Consider the following 19,470-nt stretch of genomic DNA (forward strand, 5'->3'; position numbering starts at 1 on the left):
TGACAAAAAGAAGGCCCCCGTTCAGTAAAATCTGAACGGGGGCCTTCCTGGTTGCCGGGTCAGCGGGTGATCAGTGCCGGGTTGGCCTGCTGGCAAACGGTGTCGCCGGCTGTCTGGTTGACGATGTCCTTGGGCAACTGCGGGGCAGCGGCGGCGGTCGGCGTCCCGTTGGCGAAGTCACTGCCCAGGTAGACCTGGACGCCGGCGACTCCGGCGGCCGGGAGAACCCGGTCCGGCGCCACACCGAGCAGGGCCGCGACGTCCCCGGCCACGTCAGCGTAGTCCGCACCGTAGTAGACCGCCGTCGCGGCGACAGGCGGAGCAGTCAACTGGCCCACCTGGGTGAAACCGGCGCCCTTGATGGCCTGCATGATCTCCTGGGTCCGGGCCGGAACACCCGAGCCGTTGGCCACGGTCACGGGCTGCTGCGTCTTGTCATAGGCCGGGGTGGTGGGGCTGGGCGTCGGCGTGGCGCTGGCACTCGGGGAAGCGCTCGGCTTCGCGGTCGGATCCGTCAGGTCCACGTCGTTGCGCATGGCGGCGAACAGCTGGGATGCCGCGGGCTCGGCCAGCTGCAGCCGGTTGATGTCCGTTTCGGCCGGGACTGTCGGCGTGGCCACGAAGGCTACCTTGCCGACGTCGATGTTCTTGAGCCGGTTGCCCACGGTCAGCAGCGTCGGCACAGAGGCCAGGCCGTCGTCGATGGTCAGGTTCTTGGTGATCGCATCCGCGATGCCGAGCATCCGGGCCGGGTTGGTCAGGGTGCCGTCGTCCTTGATTTTCCGGGTCAGCGCGGACAGGAAGCCCTGCTGGGCCTTGATCCGGCCGAGGTCGCCGCCGTCGCCGAAGGCGTGCCGGGTGCGCACGAACGACAAGGCCTGCTCGCCCTGGACGGTGGAGGTGCCCTTGGGCAGGCGCAGCTTCGAGTCGGGGTCATACACGGCGTCGCTGACACACACTGACACGCCGCCCACGGCGTTGGAGAGTTCCTTGACGGCGTTGAAGTCGGCCATCATGAAGTGGTCGATCTCCAGGCCAGTGAGCTTGTTGACGGTGTCCACGGCGCAGCCGATGCCGGCCTCGGACATCGCCGAGTTGATCATGACGCCGGTCTGGGCCGGGTACTCTTTGTTGGTTTTCGGATCCTTGCACTTGGGGATGTCGACCAGCAGGTCGCGGGGGAAGCTGACGACGTTGACCCGCTTGTTGTCCGCGGAGATGTCCATCAGCATCATCACATCCGAGTGCCCATAGCCGGTCGCGTCATCGCTGGTGCCGTACTGCGAGTTCTTCCCGTCGCGCGTGTCCGAGCCGAGGATCAGGATCTGCATCCGGTCCGTCGAATCGTTCACTGCACCCTCGGTCTTGATGCTGCCGGCGCTGAGTGGGGCCTTGGTGAGGTTGCCCTGAAGCCGGATGGTCCAGTAGGCGCCAAAGGCGATCACGCCGACCAAGAGCACGGCCACCACGCCCGTGAAGACTTTCAGCCAGGCGGGGGTCCGGCGGGCGGAGCCGAGGTGGCGGGCCGGACCAACGGCGGGATCGGCCGTGTGCCGGGCAGCGGCTGTTGACCGGGCCGGCGGGGCGGATCCGTCGGCACGGTTGTCACGGGGTCGAACCACTTGTTGAGCCTTCCTAAACGAACGGGGAGTCAGCCCATTTTAGAGTCCGAATCTGAGAAAACGCCGATGGCCCTCTCTTGGGAGCGGCGGGAAGGGCCAACGGACACAATAGCGGCCTAAGAACAGCGCGTCTCAGAAGCCCAGTTTGACGAGCTGCTTCGGGTCGCGCTGCCAGTCCTTGGCGACCTTGACGTGCAGGTCAAGGTAGATCCGGGCACCGAGCAGCGCCTCGATCGCCTTGCGCGCGTTGGTGCCGACCTCGCGGAGCCGGGCACCGCCCTTGCCGATGATGATGGCCTTCTGGGAGGGCCGCTCGACGTACAGGTTGACGCGGACGTCCAGGAACGGGCGGTCCTCGGGCCGGCCTTCCCGCGGAACGATTTCATCGACGACGACGGCCAGGGAGTGCGGCAATTCGTCGCGGACGCCTTCGAGGGCTGCTTCCCGGATGAGTTCGGCGATCATCACCGCTTCCGGTTCGTCCGTCAGGTGACCGTCCGGGTACAGCGGCGGCGACGCCGGCATGTGACCGATCAGGACGTCGGCAAGGGTGTCGACCTGGAAGCCGTCCGTGGCGGAGACCGGGACGATGTCCTTCCAGCCGTCCTCGCCGAGGACCTCTCGGCCCAGGGCGGCGACGGCGAGCAGCTGCTCGGTGAGGGCCTGGCGGTCGACGGTGTCGGCCTTGGTCACGATCGCGATGATGGGCTTGTTGGGGATGGCGGCGAGCTGGGCGGCAATGAACTTGTCTCCCGGGCCGATTTTCTCGTTGGCCGGCAGGCAGAAGCCGATCGCGTCGACCTCGGCGAGGGTATCGGCGACCAGTTCGTTCAGCCGCTTCCCCAGCAGCGTGCGCGGGCGGTGCAGGCCCGGGGTGTCAACGAGGATCAACTGGGCGTCGTCCCGGTGCACGATGCCACGGATTGTGTGGCGCGTGGTCTGGGGCTTGGCCGAGGTGATCGCGACTTTTTGGCCGACCAGGGCGTTGGTGAGGGTGGACTTGCCCGCATTGGGCCGTCCGACCAGCACCGAGAAACCGGCGCGGTAGCCGCCGTAGGCTGCGTCGCCGTCGGACTTATTCTGCTTGCTCACGTGAGACTCCCTGTTGGATTGGTGCGGCCTCGTCGAGAAGGTCTTCAAGGTCAGTTTGTTCTTTTGCTACGGCGGCCGCAATGATGTGGCTGACGCGGTTCCGCCGGCCCTCCAGCCTGTCGGCGCGGAGGGACAGTCCGTGGACCTGGACGGTGCTGCCGACAATCGGCACCCGCCCGAGGGCCTTGGCGAGCAGGCCGCCCACGGTGTCTACTTCGTCGTCGTCGAGCTCGAGGTCGAAGAGTTCGCCGAGGTCATCGATGCTCATGCGGGCGCTGACCCGGTAGCTTCCGTCCCCCAGGGCCACGGCCTCGGCGCTTTCGGTGTCGTATTCGTCCACGATTTCGCCGACGATCTCCTCGATGAGGTCCTCGAGCGTGACCAGCCCCGCCGTTCCGCCGTATTCGTCGATGACGATCGCGACGTGTGTGGATTCCTTCTGGAGTTCACGGAGCAGGTCGCTGACGAGCTTCGAGTCCGGCACGTAGCGGACCTCGCGGGCCACCTCGTCCACGACCGGGGGTTCCTCGTCCGGGCCGAGGTTGTGGAGCGAGGCGGCAACGTCCTTCAGGTACACAATGCCCAGGATCTGGTCCGTGTTTTCGCCGATGACCGGGATCCGCGAGTACCCGGAGCGCAGGAACAGCGACATCGCCCGGTGCAGGCTGGATCCGGAGTCGATCGTGAGGATGTCGGTCCTGGGCACCATGACGGAGCGGACCAGGGTGTCCCCGAAGTCGAAGACCGACTGGATCAGTTCGGCCTCGTTGTCCTCGATTACGTCGGACTCGGTGGCCCGGTCCACGAGTTCGCGGAATTCTTCCTCGCTGAAGAACGCCTCGCTGTCGGCCGGCGCGCCGGGAGCTACGACGCTGCCGAGCCGCACCAGCCAGCCCGGAATCGGGCCGAGCACGGCGTACAGGGACCGGACCAGCGGGGCGCTGAACCGGACCAGGGCGGCGGAGTGGACCCGGCCGAGCTGCCGCGGGGACACCCCCACGATCACGAAGCCGACCAGCGCCATGATGCCGGTGGCCGCCAGCCCGGCCAGCCAGACGTTGTCCAGCATGCTGTAAAGGAGCACGGTCACGGCGACGGCGGCGGCCATCTCGAACCAGACCCGCCAGAACCGCAGGGCGCGCATGTGCCCCACGGGCTGGGCCAGGATGCGTTTGAGCGAGGTGCCCCTGCTGTTCAGGACCGCCTGCTCGGCGTCGTGCCGGGGCAGGAAGTTGAACGCGGACTCGGCAGCGGTCAGCACTGCGGCAAAGCTAAGGAACACCAGCGCCATGCCGGCGAGGATCAGTGGGGTCACTGAACCGTCTCGGACGGGGCCGCTTTGCCGGTGAAGGCGGTCAGGAGTTCGCGCTGCAGCCCGAACATCTCTTCCTTCTCTTCCGGCTCGGCGTGGTCATAGCCCAGCAGGTGCAGGATGCCGTGCGTGGTCAGCAGCAGCATCTCGTCCTGGGTGGAGTGGCCGGCGTTGCGGGCCTGGACCTCGGCCACCTGGGGGCAGATGGCGATGTCGCCGAGCATGCCCTGCGGCGTCGGCTTGTCCGGCGTGCCCGGGGTCAGCTCGTCCATGGGGACGGAGAGGACGTCGGTGGAGCCTGGCTCGTCCATCAGTTCGAGGTGCAGCTTTTCCATGGCCGGTTCGTCCACGAGCAGGATGGACAGCTCCGCCTGCGGGTGGATGTAAAGGCTTTCGAAGATGAAACGCGACAGCGCCACGAGCCCGGCCTCGTCGACGACGACGCCGGATTCGTTGTTGACCTCAATGCTCATGCGTGTTCTCCCCGCGTTTCCCGGGCAACGGAGTGCTTGACCCGGTTCCTTTGGACTTCGTCCCAGATGCTGTAGGCGTTGACGATATCCCCCACCAGGCGGTGCCGGACGACGTCGGAGGCGTCCAGGATCGAGAAGTTGACGTCCTCGATCCCCTGCAGGATCTCCTCGACAATCCTGAGCCCGGAGCGGGTGCCGAAGGGCAGGTCCACCTGGGTGATGTCGCCGGTGACCACCATCTTGGAGCCGAAGCCCAGACGGGTCAGGAACATCTTCATCTGTTCCGGCGTGGTGTTCTGCGCCTCGTCGAGGATGATGAAGGCATCGTTAAGCGTGCGGCCTCGCATGTAGGCCAGCGGGGCGACTTCGATGGTACCGGCGGCCATGAGTCGGGGAATGGATTCGGGGTCCATCATGTCGTGCAGGGCGTCGTACAGGGGCCGCAGGTAGGGGTCGATCTTGTCGCTCAGGGTGCCTGGCAGGAAGCCGAGCCGCTCCCCCGCCTCGACGGCAGGACGGGTCAGGATGATGCGGCTGACTTCCTTTTGCTGCAGGGCCTGGACGGCCTTGGCCATTGCCAGGTAGGTCTTGCCGGTACCGGCCGGACCGATCCCGAAGATCACGGTGTTGGCGTCGATCGCGTCCACATAGTTCTTCTGGTTCAGCGTCTTGGGCCGGATGGTCTTCCCGCGGGTGGAGAGGATGTTGGTGGTCAGCACTTCCACGGGGTTCTGCAGCGACTGGCTGCGCAGCAGGGAGACGAGCTGCTGCAGCACGGCCGGAGTGATGACGGTGCCTCGGGCCACCAGCCCGCGCACCTCGTTGAGCAGGCGCATGATGCGCGGCACGTCGGCGGCAGGACCGCTGATCGCGAGCTCGTTCCCCCGGACATGGAAATCGACGGCGGGGAACTGGTTTTCGATAAACCTTAGGGCTTCGTCATGGCTGCCCAGCGACTGGACCATCTGCTCTGAGTCGTCGAACAAGACCACCTCCGTCCGCAGCCCTGGTAGGGAGTGGGGAAATTCCCCTGCGGTGCGTTCTCGGGCGCTGAACCGGGCCTTGCCGTTCGCTGCTTCAGTCATGGTGTTGGCCCGCGGGCCTCTGGTCCCCTCCAGTATGAATATGGTCTGTCGCCGTGATCCGTACCGACGGCGGTTCGCACCGCCCGCGGCCAGGGTCTACGGGTGCTTCCATCTTACGCCAGCGCGGCGCGGCCGACGCCGGAGGGGATCCGGCGCCGGCCGTTACGGGTAGGCGTTTCCGAAGACGACCCACCCCTCCAGCCAGTGGGCGCCTGTTGCCGGGCACAGCTGTTCCGCTTTGCGGGGTCCCGGCTCCCGCTCCGGCTTCGGTTCCGGCTTCGGTTCCCGTTCCGGTTCCGACACGGTCAGGCCGCGCTCTCGAGCGCGCCGGCGCGGGACCCGACGCCCGCGTAGCGTCCCTTGTAAAAGAGCAGGGGCTCAGCGTCGGGGCGGGCGCCCAGGGCGCGGACGGCGCCGACGACGATCGTGTGGTCGCCGCCGTCGTACTCCTGGTGGAGTTCGCAATCCACCCAGGCCAGGGCGTTATCCAGGACTGGGTTGCCCAGCGGCGAGGGAGAATGGCCGACGCCGGCGAACTTGTCCGTCCCCGAGCGCGCGAACTGCCCGGCCAGATGCTGGTGCTCTGCGGCCAGGATGTTCACGGTAAACCGTCCCGCCGCACGCAGCAGCGGCCAGGTGCTCGATGTCCGTGCGGGGCTGAAAGTGACCAGTGCCGGCTCCAGGGACAGGGAGGCGAAGGACTGGCAGGTGAAACCGGCCGGCCCGTGCCGGGTTGCTGCGGTGATCACCGTCAGGCCGGTGGCGAAGTGCCCGAGAATGTGGCGGAGTGCCTTCGGGCTGAGGTCAGAATGTTCCGTCATGGCGGGTCCTTTCGAGCGCTGGTAACCCCAATCAACCACTGCAGGCTCGGGTTCCCAAGCCCGGCTGCAACGCACAGTCGCGCAACGACACAACGCGTCACGGACCCGTTGCATGACGTAAGAATTCGGCACCGGGAGTTCGCCGGCCATGGCCGTTAGGCTCGGTTGATGGCAAACCAGGAAAATTTGATGGACGTCAGATCCGCGTACGACACAGTCGCCGAGACCTATTCAGCGGTGATCCCGGATACCAGCTTCGAGGCCCCGCTGGATATGGCCATGATGGACCACTTCATCGCCCACATGCGCGGCACGGCGGACCGGACGGTGATCGACGTCGGATGCGGTGCCGGACGAATGAGCAGTTATCTCGGCCAGGCGGGGCTGAACGTCAGCGGTGTCGACCTGTCGCCCGAAATGGTCCGGATCGCGCAACAACTGCATCCCGGGCTGTTGTTCGAGCTGGGAGAGCTGACGGACCTGCCCCAGGCGGACGCAGCTGCGGACGGTGTCCTCGCCTGGTATTCGATCATCCACTCTCCCCCGACGGCGCTGCCGGCGATTGCTCGCGAGTTCTGGAGGGCGCTCCGCCCTGGCGGTTCGGCGCTCGTCGCCTTCCACGCCGGCAGCGGCCACCGCACGATTGACCGTGCTTACGGACACGACGTCGAGCTCCGGGCGGAACTGCACGCACCCGAGGAGGTGGCGCTCCGGTTCACCGAACTGGGCTTTGTGATGCGCGCGCAGCTGGTGCGTTCACCGAGGGCCAAGGAAAAACATCCACAGGCCGCCATCCTCGTCGACAAACCCTTCGTGGCTTCAACACTTAGTCCTTCATAGGGGACGTTGGCGTGTTCGCAGGGCCGAACCAGCGGTGAACTGCTCTTCACGGGAGTAGTCGAGATAGTGCTTGAGGGACGGATCGCCGGTTCCCGGCATGGCTCCGGCCGCTGCCGCCTTCACCAGCCAGTCCACCTGATGCGGGATGGTCTGAGCGTATGTCCCCACAGGTTCATAGGCGAGGTCAAGGGAGGCCTTGGTGCTCAGTACCAGCGGAGGCCGGAAATCCCACGGATGGTCACCGAGGCCCGCGGGTGCGCTGTCATCCAGAAGCACCTCTTCCCAGTGGTGGCCCAGGTAGCGGGCAATTGCTGCGGCGATCTGCCGGGCATTCGGCGCATCTGGATCGGCGCTGTTGAGGATCCGTGCCGCGGGCACGGCGGCAACCCGTTCCACGAGGGCCGCCGTGTTCACCGCTGCCGTCGTGTGGTCCGCGCCCTGCCCCGCATGGGCCAGGAACACGGCCGGGCGCCGGTCGAGGACCCGTTTGACGAACATCCATTCCCGGGGCAGGGCCGCGCCCTCACCATGTACCTTCGATGCCCGGATCACCGTCACGGGATGGCCGCTGCCCAGGAGGGTGTTCTCTGCAGCCACCTTGTTGGCGCCATAGCCTTCCCGGGATTGGTAGTCCCCGGTTCCCGGCCGCATGGTCGGACTGTTCTCGAGGATCGGCGCATCAAAGCGGGGCGGTACATCGGAATTGACGTGGTTGCCTGCGGCGTCAACGTACACAGCCTTGCTCGAGAGCATGACGGCCGAGGTCACCGCGGCCAGGTGCGGCAGGAGTTGCCGGGCGTCGGCGTCGGTGTAGCACACCGCGTCCACGAGGAGATCGGCACCACCGTCCATCACCCCGGCCAGTGCGGCGTCGTCACGACGTTCGGCGGCGATAAATCGGGCACCGGCGGCGGCCAGGTCAGCCGGCATCTTGGTCCGGTCCCGGCCCGTCATGTCCACGGCCCAGCCGGCACGGATCAGCCGCCACGCAATCGCGCGGCCGAGAACGCCAGTGCCTCCAAGGATCACAGCCCGTTTCATTTGTCCGACTCTAACGGACGGGTACTTTTGCGGGCGCACCGCCAAAGTAGGGTACTTCCTCAGTCGACGTTCAGCGTGGCACCTGCCCGGCTAAATATCGGAGCGGACCATCCGTATTTCAGGTAGTTCCTCCCACTAGGGCCGGCCCGCAGAAGGCCACGCCCGGTAGGGAGGCGACGCCGTCACCAGCCGCCGCGCGTCGGCGTATGTCCCTTTCGGGCATCGTCGGGCATTGCCATTTCGGCCCGCAGGCCTAGGAGCCGGATCGGACGGTCTGCTTCGATTCCGGCTGCGAGGTCCAACGCCTGCGCGAGGATTTCGTCCCGGTCGAATGTCTCGGGAAGCTTCCTCGCGTGGGTCTTGGTGACGAACGGCGCGTACCGGACCTTGAGCGTCAGCCCAATCACGGGGCGACCTTCGGCCACAACGTCCTCCAGGACGCGCGCTGTCAACTCCCTCACGGCGTCGTCGACCTGGGCGGGCTCGGTCAGGTCGCGCTGGAAGGTGGTCTCCCGGCTATGCCCGCGGGCAACCCACGGGGTGTCGTCCACAACGCTGGCGCCGTCCCCGCGTCCGAGCTCCGCGTACCAAGGTCCCATCCTGGGGCCGAACTCCGGGACCAGGTCCTGGGGGTCGGACGCGGCTAACTCGGCCACTGTGTTGATGCCGAGTTTGGCCAACCTGCCCGACACCTTGGTTCCGACGCCCCAGAGCTCCTTGGTGGGCCGACTGCCCATGACGTCGAGCCAGTTCGCGGCAGTGAGACGGAAGACGCCGGCCGGCTTGCCGAAACCGGTGGCGACCTTGGCTCGTACCAGGGTGTCGCCGATCCCCACGCTGCAGTGCAGCTGCGTTCGCTCCAGGACAGCGGCCTGCACCTGCCGGGCGTAGGCTTCCGGATTCTCTGTCTCGGTGCCTACGAAAGCTTCATCCCACCCGAGGACCTGCACGGTGGCGCCGGGCTGCGCGCGCAGGGTAGCCATGACCGTTTCAGACGCCGCGAGGTAAGCCTCCTGATCGACGGGCAGGATCACAGCGTCGGGCACTTTCCGGGCGGCAATGCGTAAGGGCATTCCGGAACCCACGCCAAACGCCCTCGCTTCGTAGGACGCCGTCGACACCACGGCGCGTTCCGTGGGGTCGCCCCGACCGCCGACAATGATCGGCTTGCCAGCAAGCTCCGGCCGCCGGAGCACTTCGACCGCCGCGATGAACTGGTCGAGATCGACGTGCAGCACCCAAGGGATTCCGCTCACGGCACCAGTGTGCCCTAAACATCCCTTGCAGGCATCGGCTCTCCACCAAGCCTGGCCGGACTCGCCGTCGTCAACGTGCCCTCCCGTGCCCGGCGCTGCTGCGTACCGAAATGTTTGGAGACCGGGTGCGGACAACGTTGGGCGCAAAGGCCGACGATCTGGAAAGCGTCGAACTCCTGGCCCTGACGCCCTACGCAGACCTCCCCGCAACGGCGGGGAAACGACCCCGCCTCCGCGATGGGCAGGCCCATGGACTGATACGCCTGGTGCTGCGTCCCCTCGCCCGGACCACGTCAGTGCAAGGAACCACAAGCGGACGCCATTAGGTATCAACTTTGTATCGGCCTCATATCGTTCCCGTTGCAGTTCCGGCGCCAGGGCCCAAACCCGGCTGCCGCGCCGCGCCCGTGTGCCATGCTGGAATCCGGCTGTCCCGGGATCGCCGGACCGGCCTCCGGCCGGTGAGCGATCGGGCGGCCGTCAGCGGCCGGCTACGGCTACAAACGGATCATCACCGCGGAACGCGGGGCGTAAGACGAAGGGACAGCGGCATCAGGAAGCGTGGAGTTCAGCAGCCATCGGCGGGGCGCGTCCGCCGCGTCGCGCTGGCGTTGGCGCTGCCTGCCGTGCTCGTCCTGTCCGGCTGTGTGGCGACGCCGCAGAGCGGCATCACAAATTCCAGCAGCCCATCTGAGCTCATTCCCGCCCCGGCGTCGGGCGCCCCCACCACGAGCGCACCGCTCGAGACTGCCCAGACGTCGAACAAGGCTCCGGTGTATTGGATCGGCCGGGCCAATGACAACGCATTTCTCTACCGCGAGTTCCGCGACGTTCCGGATCAGGACAATCCCGTCACCCGCGCCCTGCGGGTCATGATGTCGCAGAAGCCCTTGGACCCGGATTTTTTCACGCCCTGGCAAAATCCGAAGAAGCTGGCGACGTCGATTTCCGGCAAGAACGTCATCACGGTGGATGTCTCCGCTGATGCCTTCAACAGCAACGTGGATGCGGCCATGGCCGAGCGCGCCATCCAGCAGCTCGTCTACACGGCGACAGCTGCCGCGGCCAGCGCCGGCCTCATCGATGCCGGACAGCAGGTCCAGGTGGTTGTGCTGGTGGACGGTCACACCGACTACGTCGCCTTCAACCATGTCCGCCTGGGCGAGCCGACGTCCCGCAGCGCCGGGATGGTGGCACCAGTGTGGATCATTGATCCGCAGGAGGGCACGTCCGTGGCCGACGGTTCGGTCAAGATCAGTGGCCGCAGCACCGTCCAGGGCGGGAAGCTCCGCTGGGCGATCCTCAAGGTTGACGGCGACGGCGACAACGCCAAGACCGCGTATCTTAACGGCAGCGCGACGGCCTCCGCCGATGCAGCCCGGCCCGGGCTGTTCACCTTGTCCGTGAACCTCGGCCCGGGCAATTACGAGGTCCGGGTGTCCCAGGTGGACGCATCCGACAGCGCCAAGGAAGTATTCCAGGACACCCGCGGGTTTACGGTCAAATAGCCGTCACCTCAACAAGGCATCACGTCACCTGCGGCGACGGCTGCCGCAGGTCACCAGCGGCCGAGGATGTCGCTGGCCAGCACGGTGGCGGCGGGCCCGGCCGTGGACGAACGCAGCACATGGTGCCCCAAAAGGGCCGTAACTGCGCCGGCGCCGCAAAGCCGGGTCACCTCCCGCGGGCTGATGCCGCCTTCCGGACCCACGATCAGCAGGACCTCACGGGATCCGGCAGCGTCTGCCACAACCTCGCCGGGACCAACACTTTCCAGCCAGGCCTCGAGTACCTGCCGCAGCGGGCGCACGGCGTCTTCATGCAGGATAACGGCGAGGTCTGCCGCCGCTACCGCCGTCTGCAGCCCGGCGCCGTCGACGGCGGCCCGGACCTCGGGAATCCATGCCCGGCGCGCCTGCTTGGCAGCTGCTGTCACCACCGACTGCCACTTGGCATGCGCCTTCGCGGCCCGCTCCGCCTTCCACCGCACAATGGACCGCTCGGCCTGCCAGGGAATGACGGCGTCGATGCCCAACTCGGTCGCGGTCTCGGCCGCCAGTTCATCGCGGTCGCCCTTGGCAAGGGCCTGGACCAGGACCAGCCGTGTTCCGGGCCGTAGTTCCTCAGCCAGGCCCACGCATTCGACGGTCAGCTCCCCGGCAGCGACGGCTGTCACGGTGCCGGTCAGGCGCTTGCCGGCGCCGTCCGCGATGTCGACGGCTTCGCCGACGCCGATCCGTTTGACTGTGACGGCGTGGCGGGCCTCGGTGCCCCCGAGGACGAAGGCCGAGCCGGGGACCTGCTGGTCCAGGGTGCCTGGGGCGGTGAAGAAGACCGGGTTGCTCACCGCTACAGGTTACCGAGCCGGTCCCGCAGTTTGGCGAAGACGCCGCCGCTGGCCGCGAGCTTTCCTTCCGTGAGGTGCTCGCCGCGGTGCTTGGCCAGCTGACGGAGAAGTTCTTCCTGGACGTGATCGAGCTTGACCGGTGTTTCCACCTGCAGGTGCACCTTCAGATCACCGCGGCCGTGGCCGCGCAGGTGCGTGACGCCGAGACCGCGAAGGGTGATGATCTCGCCGGACTGGGTGCCGGCCTTGACATCGATCTCCTGCTGTCCGTCGAAGGTGTCGAGGGATATTTCGGTGCCGAGCGCGGCCGCCGTCATGGGAATGTTGAGGCTCGCGTGGAGGTCATCGCCCTCGCGCACGTAAGTGGCGTCGTTGTTGACCCGGATCTCCACGTACAGGTCCCCGGCGGGGCCGCCGGCGGGGCCTGCCTCGCCCTGGCCGGACAGCTGGATGCGGGTGCCGGTGGCCACGCCGGCCGGGACCTTGACGGTGAGGGAGCGGCGGCTGCGGATCCGGCCCTGGCCGCTGCATTCGTTGCACGGGTCCTTGATGACGGTGCCGAAGCCCTCGCAAGACCCGCAGGGGGCGGACGTCATGACCTGGCCCAGGATGGACCGCACGGCGCGCTGGACCTGACCGCTGCCGCCACAGATGTCGCAGCGGACCGGGTGGGTGCCTTCCCGGCAGCAGGACCCCTCGCAGGTGGGGCAGATGACGGCCGTGTCGACCTCGAGCTTTTTGTTCACGCCGAACACCGCATCGCGGAGGTCGATCCGGACGCTGATCAGCGCGTCCTGGCCGCGGCGGACCCGGGACGACGGGCCGCCCTGGCCGCCACCGGCGCCGAAGAAGGTCTCGAAGATGTCCTGGAAGGCGAAGCCCTGGCCCGAGTAGCTGCCGCCGCCGAACCCGTTGTCGGTACCGTTCTCGTTGCCCGTGGTGTCATAGACCCGGCGCTTCTGCGGATCGGAGAGGACCTCGTAGGCGTGCGTGACGGCCTTGAACCTGTCCGAGGCGTCCTCCCCGGGGTTCACGTCCGGGTGCAGGGTCCGGGCCAGTTTCCGGTAGGCCTTCTTGATCTCCTCCCCCGATGCGTCGCGGGAGACTCCAAGAACGTCGTAGTGGCTGCTCAAAGTGTGTATCTCTTCCTTGTTGTACTGCCTGTGGGGCACTGCCTGTGGGGCAAGAAGTCGTATTCGGTCCCGGGCCTGTCAGGGGCCCAGGATCCTCGAAAGGTAGCGGGCCACCGCTCGGACGGCGGCCATGGTGGTGGGATAGTCCATCCGGGTGGGCCCAAGCACGCCGACCTTGGCCGTGGCGTCCGGCCCGTAGGCGGTGGCCACGACCGAGGCCTCGGCGAGACCGTCGTAGGGGTTTTCCCGGCCGATGCTGACGGTCACACCGCGCGGGTCTTCGGCCATTTCGCTGAGCAGGCGGAGCATGACCACCTGTTCCTCGAGGGCCTCCAGCACGGGGCCGATGCTGAGCGGGAAGTCCACATTGGAGCGGGCCAGGTTGGCGGTGCCGGCCATGACCATGCGCTCTTCACGGCTGCTCGTGGCCAGGGCCTCAAGGCCGCGGGCCAGCGCCTGGGCTGCTCCGCGCCGCGCGGGCGGGCCGCCGGCAACGACGGCGGGCAGCAGCTGCGGCATCAGGCTCAGCGGTGTACCGGACAGGCTGGCCAGAAAGCTGGTCCGCAATTCCGCCAGCGCGTCGTCGGGAATGTCCTGCCCGACGTCGATCACGCGCTGCTCCACTTTGCCCGTGTCCGCGATCAGGACCGCCAGCACTTTCCGGGGCGCCAGCAGCACGAACTCGATGTGCCGCACCCGGGCGCGGCTGCGCAGCGGATACTGCACGACGGCGACCTGGTTGGTCAGGTGCGAGAGGAGCCTCACGGTCCGGTCAAGGATGTCGTCGAGGTCCTCGGATCCTTCCAGCAGCGCCTGGATGGCCCGGCGCTCGGCCGGCGACAACGGCTTCACCGCCGAGATCTGGTCGACGAACAGCCGGTAGCCCTTGTCAGTGGGGATCCGGCCGGCGCTCGTGTGCGGTGCCGTGATCAGACCCTCGTCTTCCAGCGCCGCCATGTCATTTCGGATCGTGGCGCTCGAGACGCCGAGATGGTGCCGTTCAACGAGCGCTTTGGAACCAACGGGCTCACGCGAATGGACGTAGTCCTCCACGATGGCGCGCAGCACTTCGAGTTTGCGCGGTTCGCTCACGCTCCACCTCCTGTCGACTGTCCCGCAGCCGGTGCCACTCCCCTCGCCCGTCCGGGTCCACAAATGGTGCACGGACGGCCCGCCACAGGACAAGGGTTAGCACTCGACATGCCTAAGTGCTAACCAGTCTAATATGAGTCGCCGCGTTGTTAGCATTGGATTCGCTCCAGGCGTGGCCCGCGGGAACGCGATTCCCGTCACGCCGGCGCCGAGACCGTGGCAGCCGCTGCCGTTGCCGCGTCGTCGCGGTCCGGTTCCGCCCCCGGAGAGTTCCACCGACCGCCCGTACATTCCGAGTGCAAAGTTAGCGTGTAGAGATGTCGTACCAGAACTGGGGACCCCAGGACCTGTCCGCCCCCGCCAAGACCCAGTTGCCGGAAGTCCCGGTGGAACGCGGGATGGTCCTCGAGGAGGTCCAGTCCGGTTGGGTGGGCGCCGTCACCCGGGTGGAGAAGTCCGGCGGCATGCACGTGGTGGCCTTGGAGGACCGGCGGGGCAAGTCGCGGTCCTTCCGCCTCGGCTTCGGCTTCCTCTTGGACGGCCAGCCCATCCGCCTGATGCCGCCGGCCCCGAAGAAGACGGCACCGGCCGCCGGGGCCGGCCGTACGGCGTCGGGCTCGGTGCGGGTGGCGGGGCAGCGCGCACAGGTGGCCAAGGCCAGCCGCATCTGGGTGGAAGGAAAGCACGACGCCGAGCTGGTGGAGAAAGTGTGGGGCGATGACCTCCGGGTGGAGGGCATCGTCGTCGAGCCCCTGCACGGCATTGACGACCTCGCGGCCGCCGTGGCGGACTTCGGCCCGGGCCCTGGCCGGCGCCTCGGCGTACTCGTAGACCACCTCGTGGCCGACTCCAAGGAGTCGCGGATCGCCGACGCCGTCATGGCCTCACCGGGCGCCGCCGGCAACGTCCTGATTGTGGGGCACCCCTACGTGGACGTGTGGCAGGCCATCCGGCCCGCGGTCCTCGGGATCGAGCAGTGGCCCGTGATCCCCCGCGGCACGGACTGGAAGACCGGGATCCTGATGGCTTTCGGCTGGCCCCACTCCACAAAGGAGGACATCGGCCTCGGCTGGCAGAAACTCCTGGGGGCTGTCCGCAGCTACGCTGATCTGGAGGCGTCGCTGCTTGGCCGCGTGGAAGAGGTCATTGACTTCCTCACCGTGCCCTAGTCCGCCGCGGCGGCCGCCCCTGATCTCCATTTCCGGGCCCGAGCAAGTATTCTTGAAACGGCGGCCGCGCTTCTAGTGCGGTCCCGGCTATTTCAGGCACAACCCAGGCAGCAACGCATCACCGCAATCCGAAGGGCTACACCGTGGCAGATAACGCACGCGAACACACGGGCAATCAGGCTGGCCATGGCCAGCCCCCGTACCATGGCGTTCCGGCAAACGCGCTGCCGCTGACGGCCAGCGAGGACCGCCAGTGGGCCACGCTCGCGCACTTCGGCGGCATCCTGGGCTGCGTGCCGTCGCTGCTGATCTACCTCATCTTCAAGGACCGCGGCCCGTTCACCGCACAGGAATCCAAGGAAGCCCTCAATTTCACGCTGCCGCCGACCCTCGCCGCGGTGCTGGCCAATCTGCTGGTCTTCATCCCGGTGGTGGGCAACCTCTTCGCCGTGCTCGCCACGGTGATCTGGATCGCCGTGACCTGCTTCTCGGTGGCGGCCGGCATCCACGTCAACCGCGGCCAGCCGCACCGCTACGAGTTCAACCTGCGCTGGATCAAATAGCCGGCCTGCCCGGACCAAGCAAGAGAGCCGGCCGCCGCCCGTCAGGGGCAGCGGCCGGCTCTCTTTTGTGCGGCAGGGTGTGTTGTGGCCGCTGATGCGGCAGCCAACTAGTGGAGGCTTTGCCGGGCAGACTAGTCCGGCAGGATCCTGCGGACGACGGCGTCGGCCAGCAGCCGGCCCTTAAGCGTGAGAATGAGGCGGCCTTTGAAAGCCGCTGCGGGGTCCACGAGGCCGTCCGCGATCAGCCCTGCGACAGCGTGCCTGCCGGTGTCCCCCAGGCCGCCGAGGCTTGGGATGTCGAGTCCGGAATTGAGCCGGGCCTCGAGCATGACCCGTTCCACGTTGCGGGTCTCGGAGTCCAGCGTTTCGCGTCCGGCGGCGGGTGAAGCGCCGGCGCCGAGGCGGTTGGCGTAGGCGGTGGGGTGCTTGACGTTCCACCAGCGGACGCCGCCCACATGCGAGTGTGCCCCCGGCCCGATGCCCCACCAGTCGTCCCCGCGCCAGTAGGCGAGGTTGTGCCGGCAGGCCTGTTCGGGGGTGCGGGACCAGTTGCTGACCTCGTACCAGTTGAGCCCGGAGGCGGACATCAGTTCGTCGGCGAGTTCGTACTTGGCGGCGTGGTCGTCGTCGTCGATTTCCGGCACTTCGCCACGGCGGATCTGCGCGGCAAGCTTGGTGCCGTCTTCAACGATCAGGGCATAGGCGCTGATGTGGTCGGGGGCGTAGGACAGTGCGGTCTCGAGCGAGTAGCGCCAGTCCTCCAGCGACTCCCCCGGCGTCCCGTATATGAGGTCGAGGCTGACCGAGAGCCCGGCATTACGCGCCCACTGCACCACCTCGGGCACCCGGCTGGGCGTGTGGGTGCGGTCCAGGACCTTCAGGACGTGCGGCACGGCCGACTGCATGCCGAACGAAACGCGGGTGAACCCGGCGTCGGCCAGCAACTGCAGGGATGCGGGCGTGACGGAATCGGGGTTCGCCTCGGTGGTCACCTCGGCGCCGGGCTGCAGTCCCCAGGCGTCGATCGCGGCGGTGAGGATGCGCGCCAGGTCCTCCGCCGGCAGCAGCGTGGGCGTGCCGCCGCCGAAGAAGACCGTGCTGAGGGGACGGCCGGGCAGGCCGCTGCCCTTCAGGGCCGCGGCGGCGAACTCCACTTCCGCGATCGCTGTGGCGGCGTAGGCGTCCTGGGAGGCCCCGCCGCCCAGCTCGGTGGCGGTGTAGGTGTTGAAATCGCAGTACCCGCAGCGGACCGCGCAGAACGGGATGTGCACGTACAGCCCAAAAGCGCGCTGATCGGCGCCCTCGCCCGCCTGTGCGGGCAGCAGCCCGTCTGCCGGCGCCGGATCGCCGAGGGGAAGAACGCTAGGCACGGGCCCGGCCTGCCGATACTGCACCAACAGTCATTACCTGCACCGTTACTTCTTGGCCTTGTCCTTGGACTCGTCCGTTGTCAGCGCGGCGATGAAAGCCTCCTGCGGCACCTCGACGCGGCCCACCATCTTCATGCGCTTCTTGCCTTCCTTCTGCTTTTCCAGCAGCTTGCGCTTTCGGGTGATGTCACCGCCGTAGCACTTGGCAAGGACGTCCTTGCGGATGGCGCGGATGCTTTCGCGGGCGATGATCCTGGAGCCGATGGCGGCCTGGATGGGCACCTCAAACTGCTGGCGCGGGATGAGTTCACGCAGCTTGCCGGTCATCATCACGCCGTAGGCGTAGGCCTTGTCGCGGTGGGTGATGGCGGAGAACGCATCAACCTGTTCGCCCTGGAGCATGATGTCCACCTTGACCAGGTCGGCCACCTGCTCGCCGTCGGCCTTCCAGTCCAGTGACCCGTAGCCGCGGGTCTTGGATTTGAGGATGTCGAAGAAATCGAAGACGATTTCGGCCAGCGGCAGGCGGTAGCGGATTTCCACCCGGTCCTCGGAGAGGTAGTCCATGCCGCCCATGACGCCGCGGCGGCTCTGGCACAGCTCCATGATGGCGCCGACAAACTCGTTCGGCGCAAGGATGGTGGCGGACACCATCGGCTCACGGACCTCAGCGATCTTGCCGGTGGGGTATTCGCTGGGGTTGGTGACGTGGACGACCTTCTTGTCCTCCAGCGTGACCTCGTATTCCACGTTGGGCGCGGTGGAAATGAGGTCCAGGTTGTATTCGCGTTCGAGCCGCTCGCGGGTGATTTCCAGGTGCAGCAGGCCCAGGAATCCCACGCGGAAGCCGAAGCCCAGCGCGGCGGACGTTTCGGGCTCGTACACCAGTGCGGCGTCGTTGAGCATCAGCTTCTCCAGCGCATCGCGGAGCACCGGATAGTCCGTGCCGTCGAGCGGATACAGGCCGGAGAAGACCATCGGCTTGGCGTCCGCGTAGCCGGGGAGGGACTCCGTGGCGGGCTTGGCCAGGTTGGTGACGGTGTCGCCCACCTTGGACAGGCGGACGTCCTTCACACCGGTGATGAGGTAGCCGACCTCGCCGACGCCAAGGCCCTTGGAGGGGGTGGGTTCCGGGGAGCTCACACCAATCTCAAGGAGCTCGTGCGTGGCACGGGTGGACATCATCTGGATGCGTTCACGCGGGTGCAGCATGCCGTCGACGACGCGGACGTAGGTGACCACACCGCGGTAGGTGTCGTAGACCGAGTCGAAGATCATGGCCCGGGCGGGGGCGTTCGGGTCGCCCACCGGTGCCGGCAGGTCGCGGACGATCTTGTCCAGCAGGACCTCGACGCCCATGCCGGTCTTGCCGGAGACGCGGAGCACGTCGTCGGGGTCGCCGCCGATCAGGTTGGCGAGTTCCGCCGCGTATTTCTCGGGCTGGGCTGCCGGGAGGTCGATCTTGTTCAGGACCGGGATGATGGTGAGGTTGTTTTCCATCGCCAGGTAGAGGTTGGCGAGGGTCTGGGCCTCGATGCCCTGGGCCGCGTCCACCAGCAGGATCGCGCCTTCGCAGGCCGCGAGCGAGCGGGAGACCTCGTACGTGAAGTCGACGTGCCCGGGGGTGTCGATCATGTTCAGCGCGTAGCTGGTGCCGTCGAGTTCCCAGGGCATGCGGACGGCCTGGGATTTGATGGTGATGCCGCGTTCGCGCTCAATGTCCATGCGGTCCAGGTACTGGGCCTTCATGTCACGGGACTGGACAACACCGGTGAACTGGAGCATCCGGTCGGCCAGTGTGGATTTGCCGTGGTCAATGTGCGCAATGATGCAGAAGTTCCGGATGATGGCCGGATCTGTTGCGGCGGGCACCGGGGCGGTGCGGGCCATGGGAGACACGCAGGGTCCTTACTGTTGGCATTACTGTTGGCTTTTCCACGGCTCGGTGCGGATGCTCGTATGCCATCCTGCGACGTGGCGCATTTCTGTCCCTATAGTCTCCCACGTCCGGGCCAGTGGCAGTGCATCCCTGCGTTGCGTTGCGCGCTGCCCTGGGTCCGGTGGACTCTCGGCGGGATTCCGCCCGCCGATCTGGCCTCGATTCGGCTGCGGTTGGCCCCCCGGATCTGGCTGCGTGCTGCGCCGTTCCTGGGACCGCCCCCGCCTCGCCGCCGGCCGACTGTCGGCCACCCTCTGCCCCACGTCTCCCCCCGTTTCCCTGCCCCTTTCCCCGCGGGGGTTGCCGGTATGGTTT

General features: G+C 67.2%; 17 protein-coding genes. 4 read left to right on the top strand and 13 right to left on the bottom strand.

The features are described 5' to 3' along the window. Positions 1-59 precede the first annotated feature (59 nt). The 6 genes from AC1D0A_RS03740 to AC1D0A_RS03765 all read right to left on the bottom strand — a co-directional run bounded on the left by AC1D0A_RS03740 (position 60) and on the right by AC1D0A_RS03765 (position 6,405). On the bottom strand, positions 60-1,622 hold the full coding sequence (locus tag AC1D0A_RS03740; protein ID WP_476945216.1) for an LCP family protein: 1,563 nt from the start codon (positions 1,620-1,622) through the stop codon (positions 60-62). 132 nt (positions 1,623-1,754) lie between these two features. After that, positions 1,755-2,714, bottom strand: coding sequence for a GTPase Era (gene era, locus AC1D0A_RS03745; protein ID WP_028276711.1), 960 nt, complete (start codon positions 2,712-2,714; stop codon positions 1,755-1,757). After that, entirely contained in the window at positions 2,698-4,029 is a 1,332-nt protein-coding gene (locus tag AC1D0A_RS03750) for a hemolysin family protein (protein ID WP_028276710.1), read from the bottom strand. Before AC1D0A_RS03750 ends, era begins: the two co-directional genes overlap by 17 nt. Further along, on the bottom strand, positions 4,026-4,499 hold the full coding sequence (ybeY, locus tag AC1D0A_RS03755) for an rRNA maturation RNase YbeY (protein ID WP_028276709.1): 474 nt from the start codon (positions 4,497-4,499) through the stop codon (positions 4,026-4,028). Before ybeY ends, AC1D0A_RS03750 begins: the two co-directional genes overlap by 4 nt. Next, on the bottom strand, positions 4,496-5,584 hold the full coding sequence (locus tag AC1D0A_RS03760; RefSeq protein WP_028276708.1) for a PhoH family protein: 1,089 nt from the start codon (positions 5,582-5,584) through the stop codon (positions 4,496-4,498). The genes ybeY and AC1D0A_RS03760 overlap by 4 nt, the downstream gene beginning before the upstream one ends. A 305-nt stretch (positions 5,585-5,889) precedes the next feature. Beyond that, complete coding sequence (locus AC1D0A_RS03765) at positions 5,890-6,405, bottom strand: flavin reductase family protein (RefSeq protein ID WP_243177405.1); 516 nt, start codon at positions 6,403-6,405, stop codon at positions 5,890-5,892. A 168-nt stretch (positions 6,406-6,573) separates the two neighbouring features. On the opposite strand from AC1D0A_RS03765, the gene AC1D0A_RS03770 reads away from it, so the two are divergent. Next, a complete protein-coding gene (locus AC1D0A_RS03770; RefSeq protein ID WP_476945217.1) occupies positions 6,574-7,245 on the top strand; it encodes a class I SAM-dependent DNA methyltransferase in 672 nt (223 codons plus the stop codon). Here the strand turns inward: AC1D0A_RS03770 and AC1D0A_RS03775 are convergent. Together AC1D0A_RS03775 and AC1D0A_RS03780 are read right to left on the bottom strand one after the other, a co-directional pair. Next, positions 7,240-8,286 (bottom strand): NAD-dependent epimerase/dehydratase family protein, encoded by a 1,047-nt coding sequence (locus tag AC1D0A_RS03775; RefSeq protein WP_476945218.1) that lies wholly within the window; start codon positions 8,284-8,286, stop codon positions 7,240-7,242. The two genes, AC1D0A_RS03770 and AC1D0A_RS03775, sit on opposite strands and share 6 nt — an antisense overlap. A 182-nt stretch (positions 8,287-8,468) precedes the next feature. Then, positions 8,469-9,542 (bottom strand): DNA polymerase IV, encoded by a 1,074-nt coding sequence (locus AC1D0A_RS03780; RefSeq protein WP_439954073.1) that lies wholly within the window; start codon positions 9,540-9,542, stop codon positions 8,469-8,471. 626 nt (positions 9,543-10,168) lie between these two features. Here AC1D0A_RS03780 and AC1D0A_RS03785 point away from each other — a divergent pair. Further along, a complete protein-coding gene (locus AC1D0A_RS03785) occupies positions 10,169-11,050 on the top strand; it encodes a GerMN domain-containing protein (protein WP_243177402.1) in 882 nt (293 codons plus the stop codon). Positions 11,051-11,100: 50 nt separating this feature from the next. On the opposite strand, the gene AC1D0A_RS03790 is transcribed toward AC1D0A_RS03785, so the two are convergent. The 3 genes from AC1D0A_RS03790 to hrcA form a co-directional block, all read right to left on the bottom strand. Beyond that, a complete protein-coding gene (locus AC1D0A_RS03790) occupies positions 11,101-11,889 on the bottom strand; it encodes a 16S rRNA (uracil(1498)-N(3))-methyltransferase (RefSeq protein WP_476943602.1) in 789 nt (262 codons plus the stop codon). A gap of 2 nt (positions 11,890-11,891) precedes the next feature. Next, the gene (gene dnaJ / locus AC1D0A_RS03795) at positions 11,892-13,022 is read right to left on the bottom strand and encodes a molecular chaperone DnaJ (RefSeq protein WP_243177400.1); all 1,131 of its coding nucleotides are present in this window, start codon (positions 13,020-13,022) and stop codon (positions 11,892-11,894) included. 78 nt (positions 13,023-13,100) lie between these two features. Further along, entirely contained in the window at positions 13,101-14,114 is a 1,014-nt protein-coding gene (gene hrcA, locus AC1D0A_RS03800; protein WP_476943603.1) for a heat-inducible transcriptional repressor HrcA, read from the bottom strand. Between the two features lie 317 nt (positions 14,115-14,431). Between hrcA and AC1D0A_RS03805 the strand changes: the two genes are divergently transcribed. Both AC1D0A_RS03805 and AC1D0A_RS03810 read left to right on the top strand, forming a co-directional pair. Then, a complete protein-coding gene (locus AC1D0A_RS03805) occupies positions 14,432-15,283 on the top strand; it encodes a DUF3097 domain-containing protein (protein WP_028276698.1) in 852 nt (283 codons plus the stop codon). A 143-nt stretch (positions 15,284-15,426) separates the two neighbouring features. After that, a complete protein-coding gene (locus AC1D0A_RS03810; RefSeq protein WP_026537291.1) occupies positions 15,427-15,846 on the top strand; it encodes a DUF4870 domain-containing protein in 420 nt (139 codons plus the stop codon). A gap of 131 nt (positions 15,847-15,977) precedes the next feature. On the opposite strand, the gene hemW is transcribed toward AC1D0A_RS03810, so the two are convergent. Then, positions 15,978-17,216: a radical SAM family heme chaperone HemW gene (gene hemW, locus AC1D0A_RS03815; protein WP_476943604.1), complete on the bottom strand. Its 1,239-nt coding sequence runs from the start codon at positions 17,214-17,216 to the stop codon at positions 15,978-15,980. Positions 17,217-17,261: 45 nt separating this feature from the next. After that, positions 17,262-19,115 carry a translation elongation factor 4 gene (gene lepA, locus AC1D0A_RS03820; protein WP_026266375.1) on the bottom strand — a complete coding sequence of 618 codons (1,854 nt, stop codon included), beginning with the start codon at positions 19,113-19,115 and terminating at the stop codon, positions 17,262-17,264. Between the last annotated feature and the right edge of the window lie 355 nt (positions 19,116-19,470).

Source organism: Arthrobacter sp. P1_D4, from assembly GCF_056406115.1.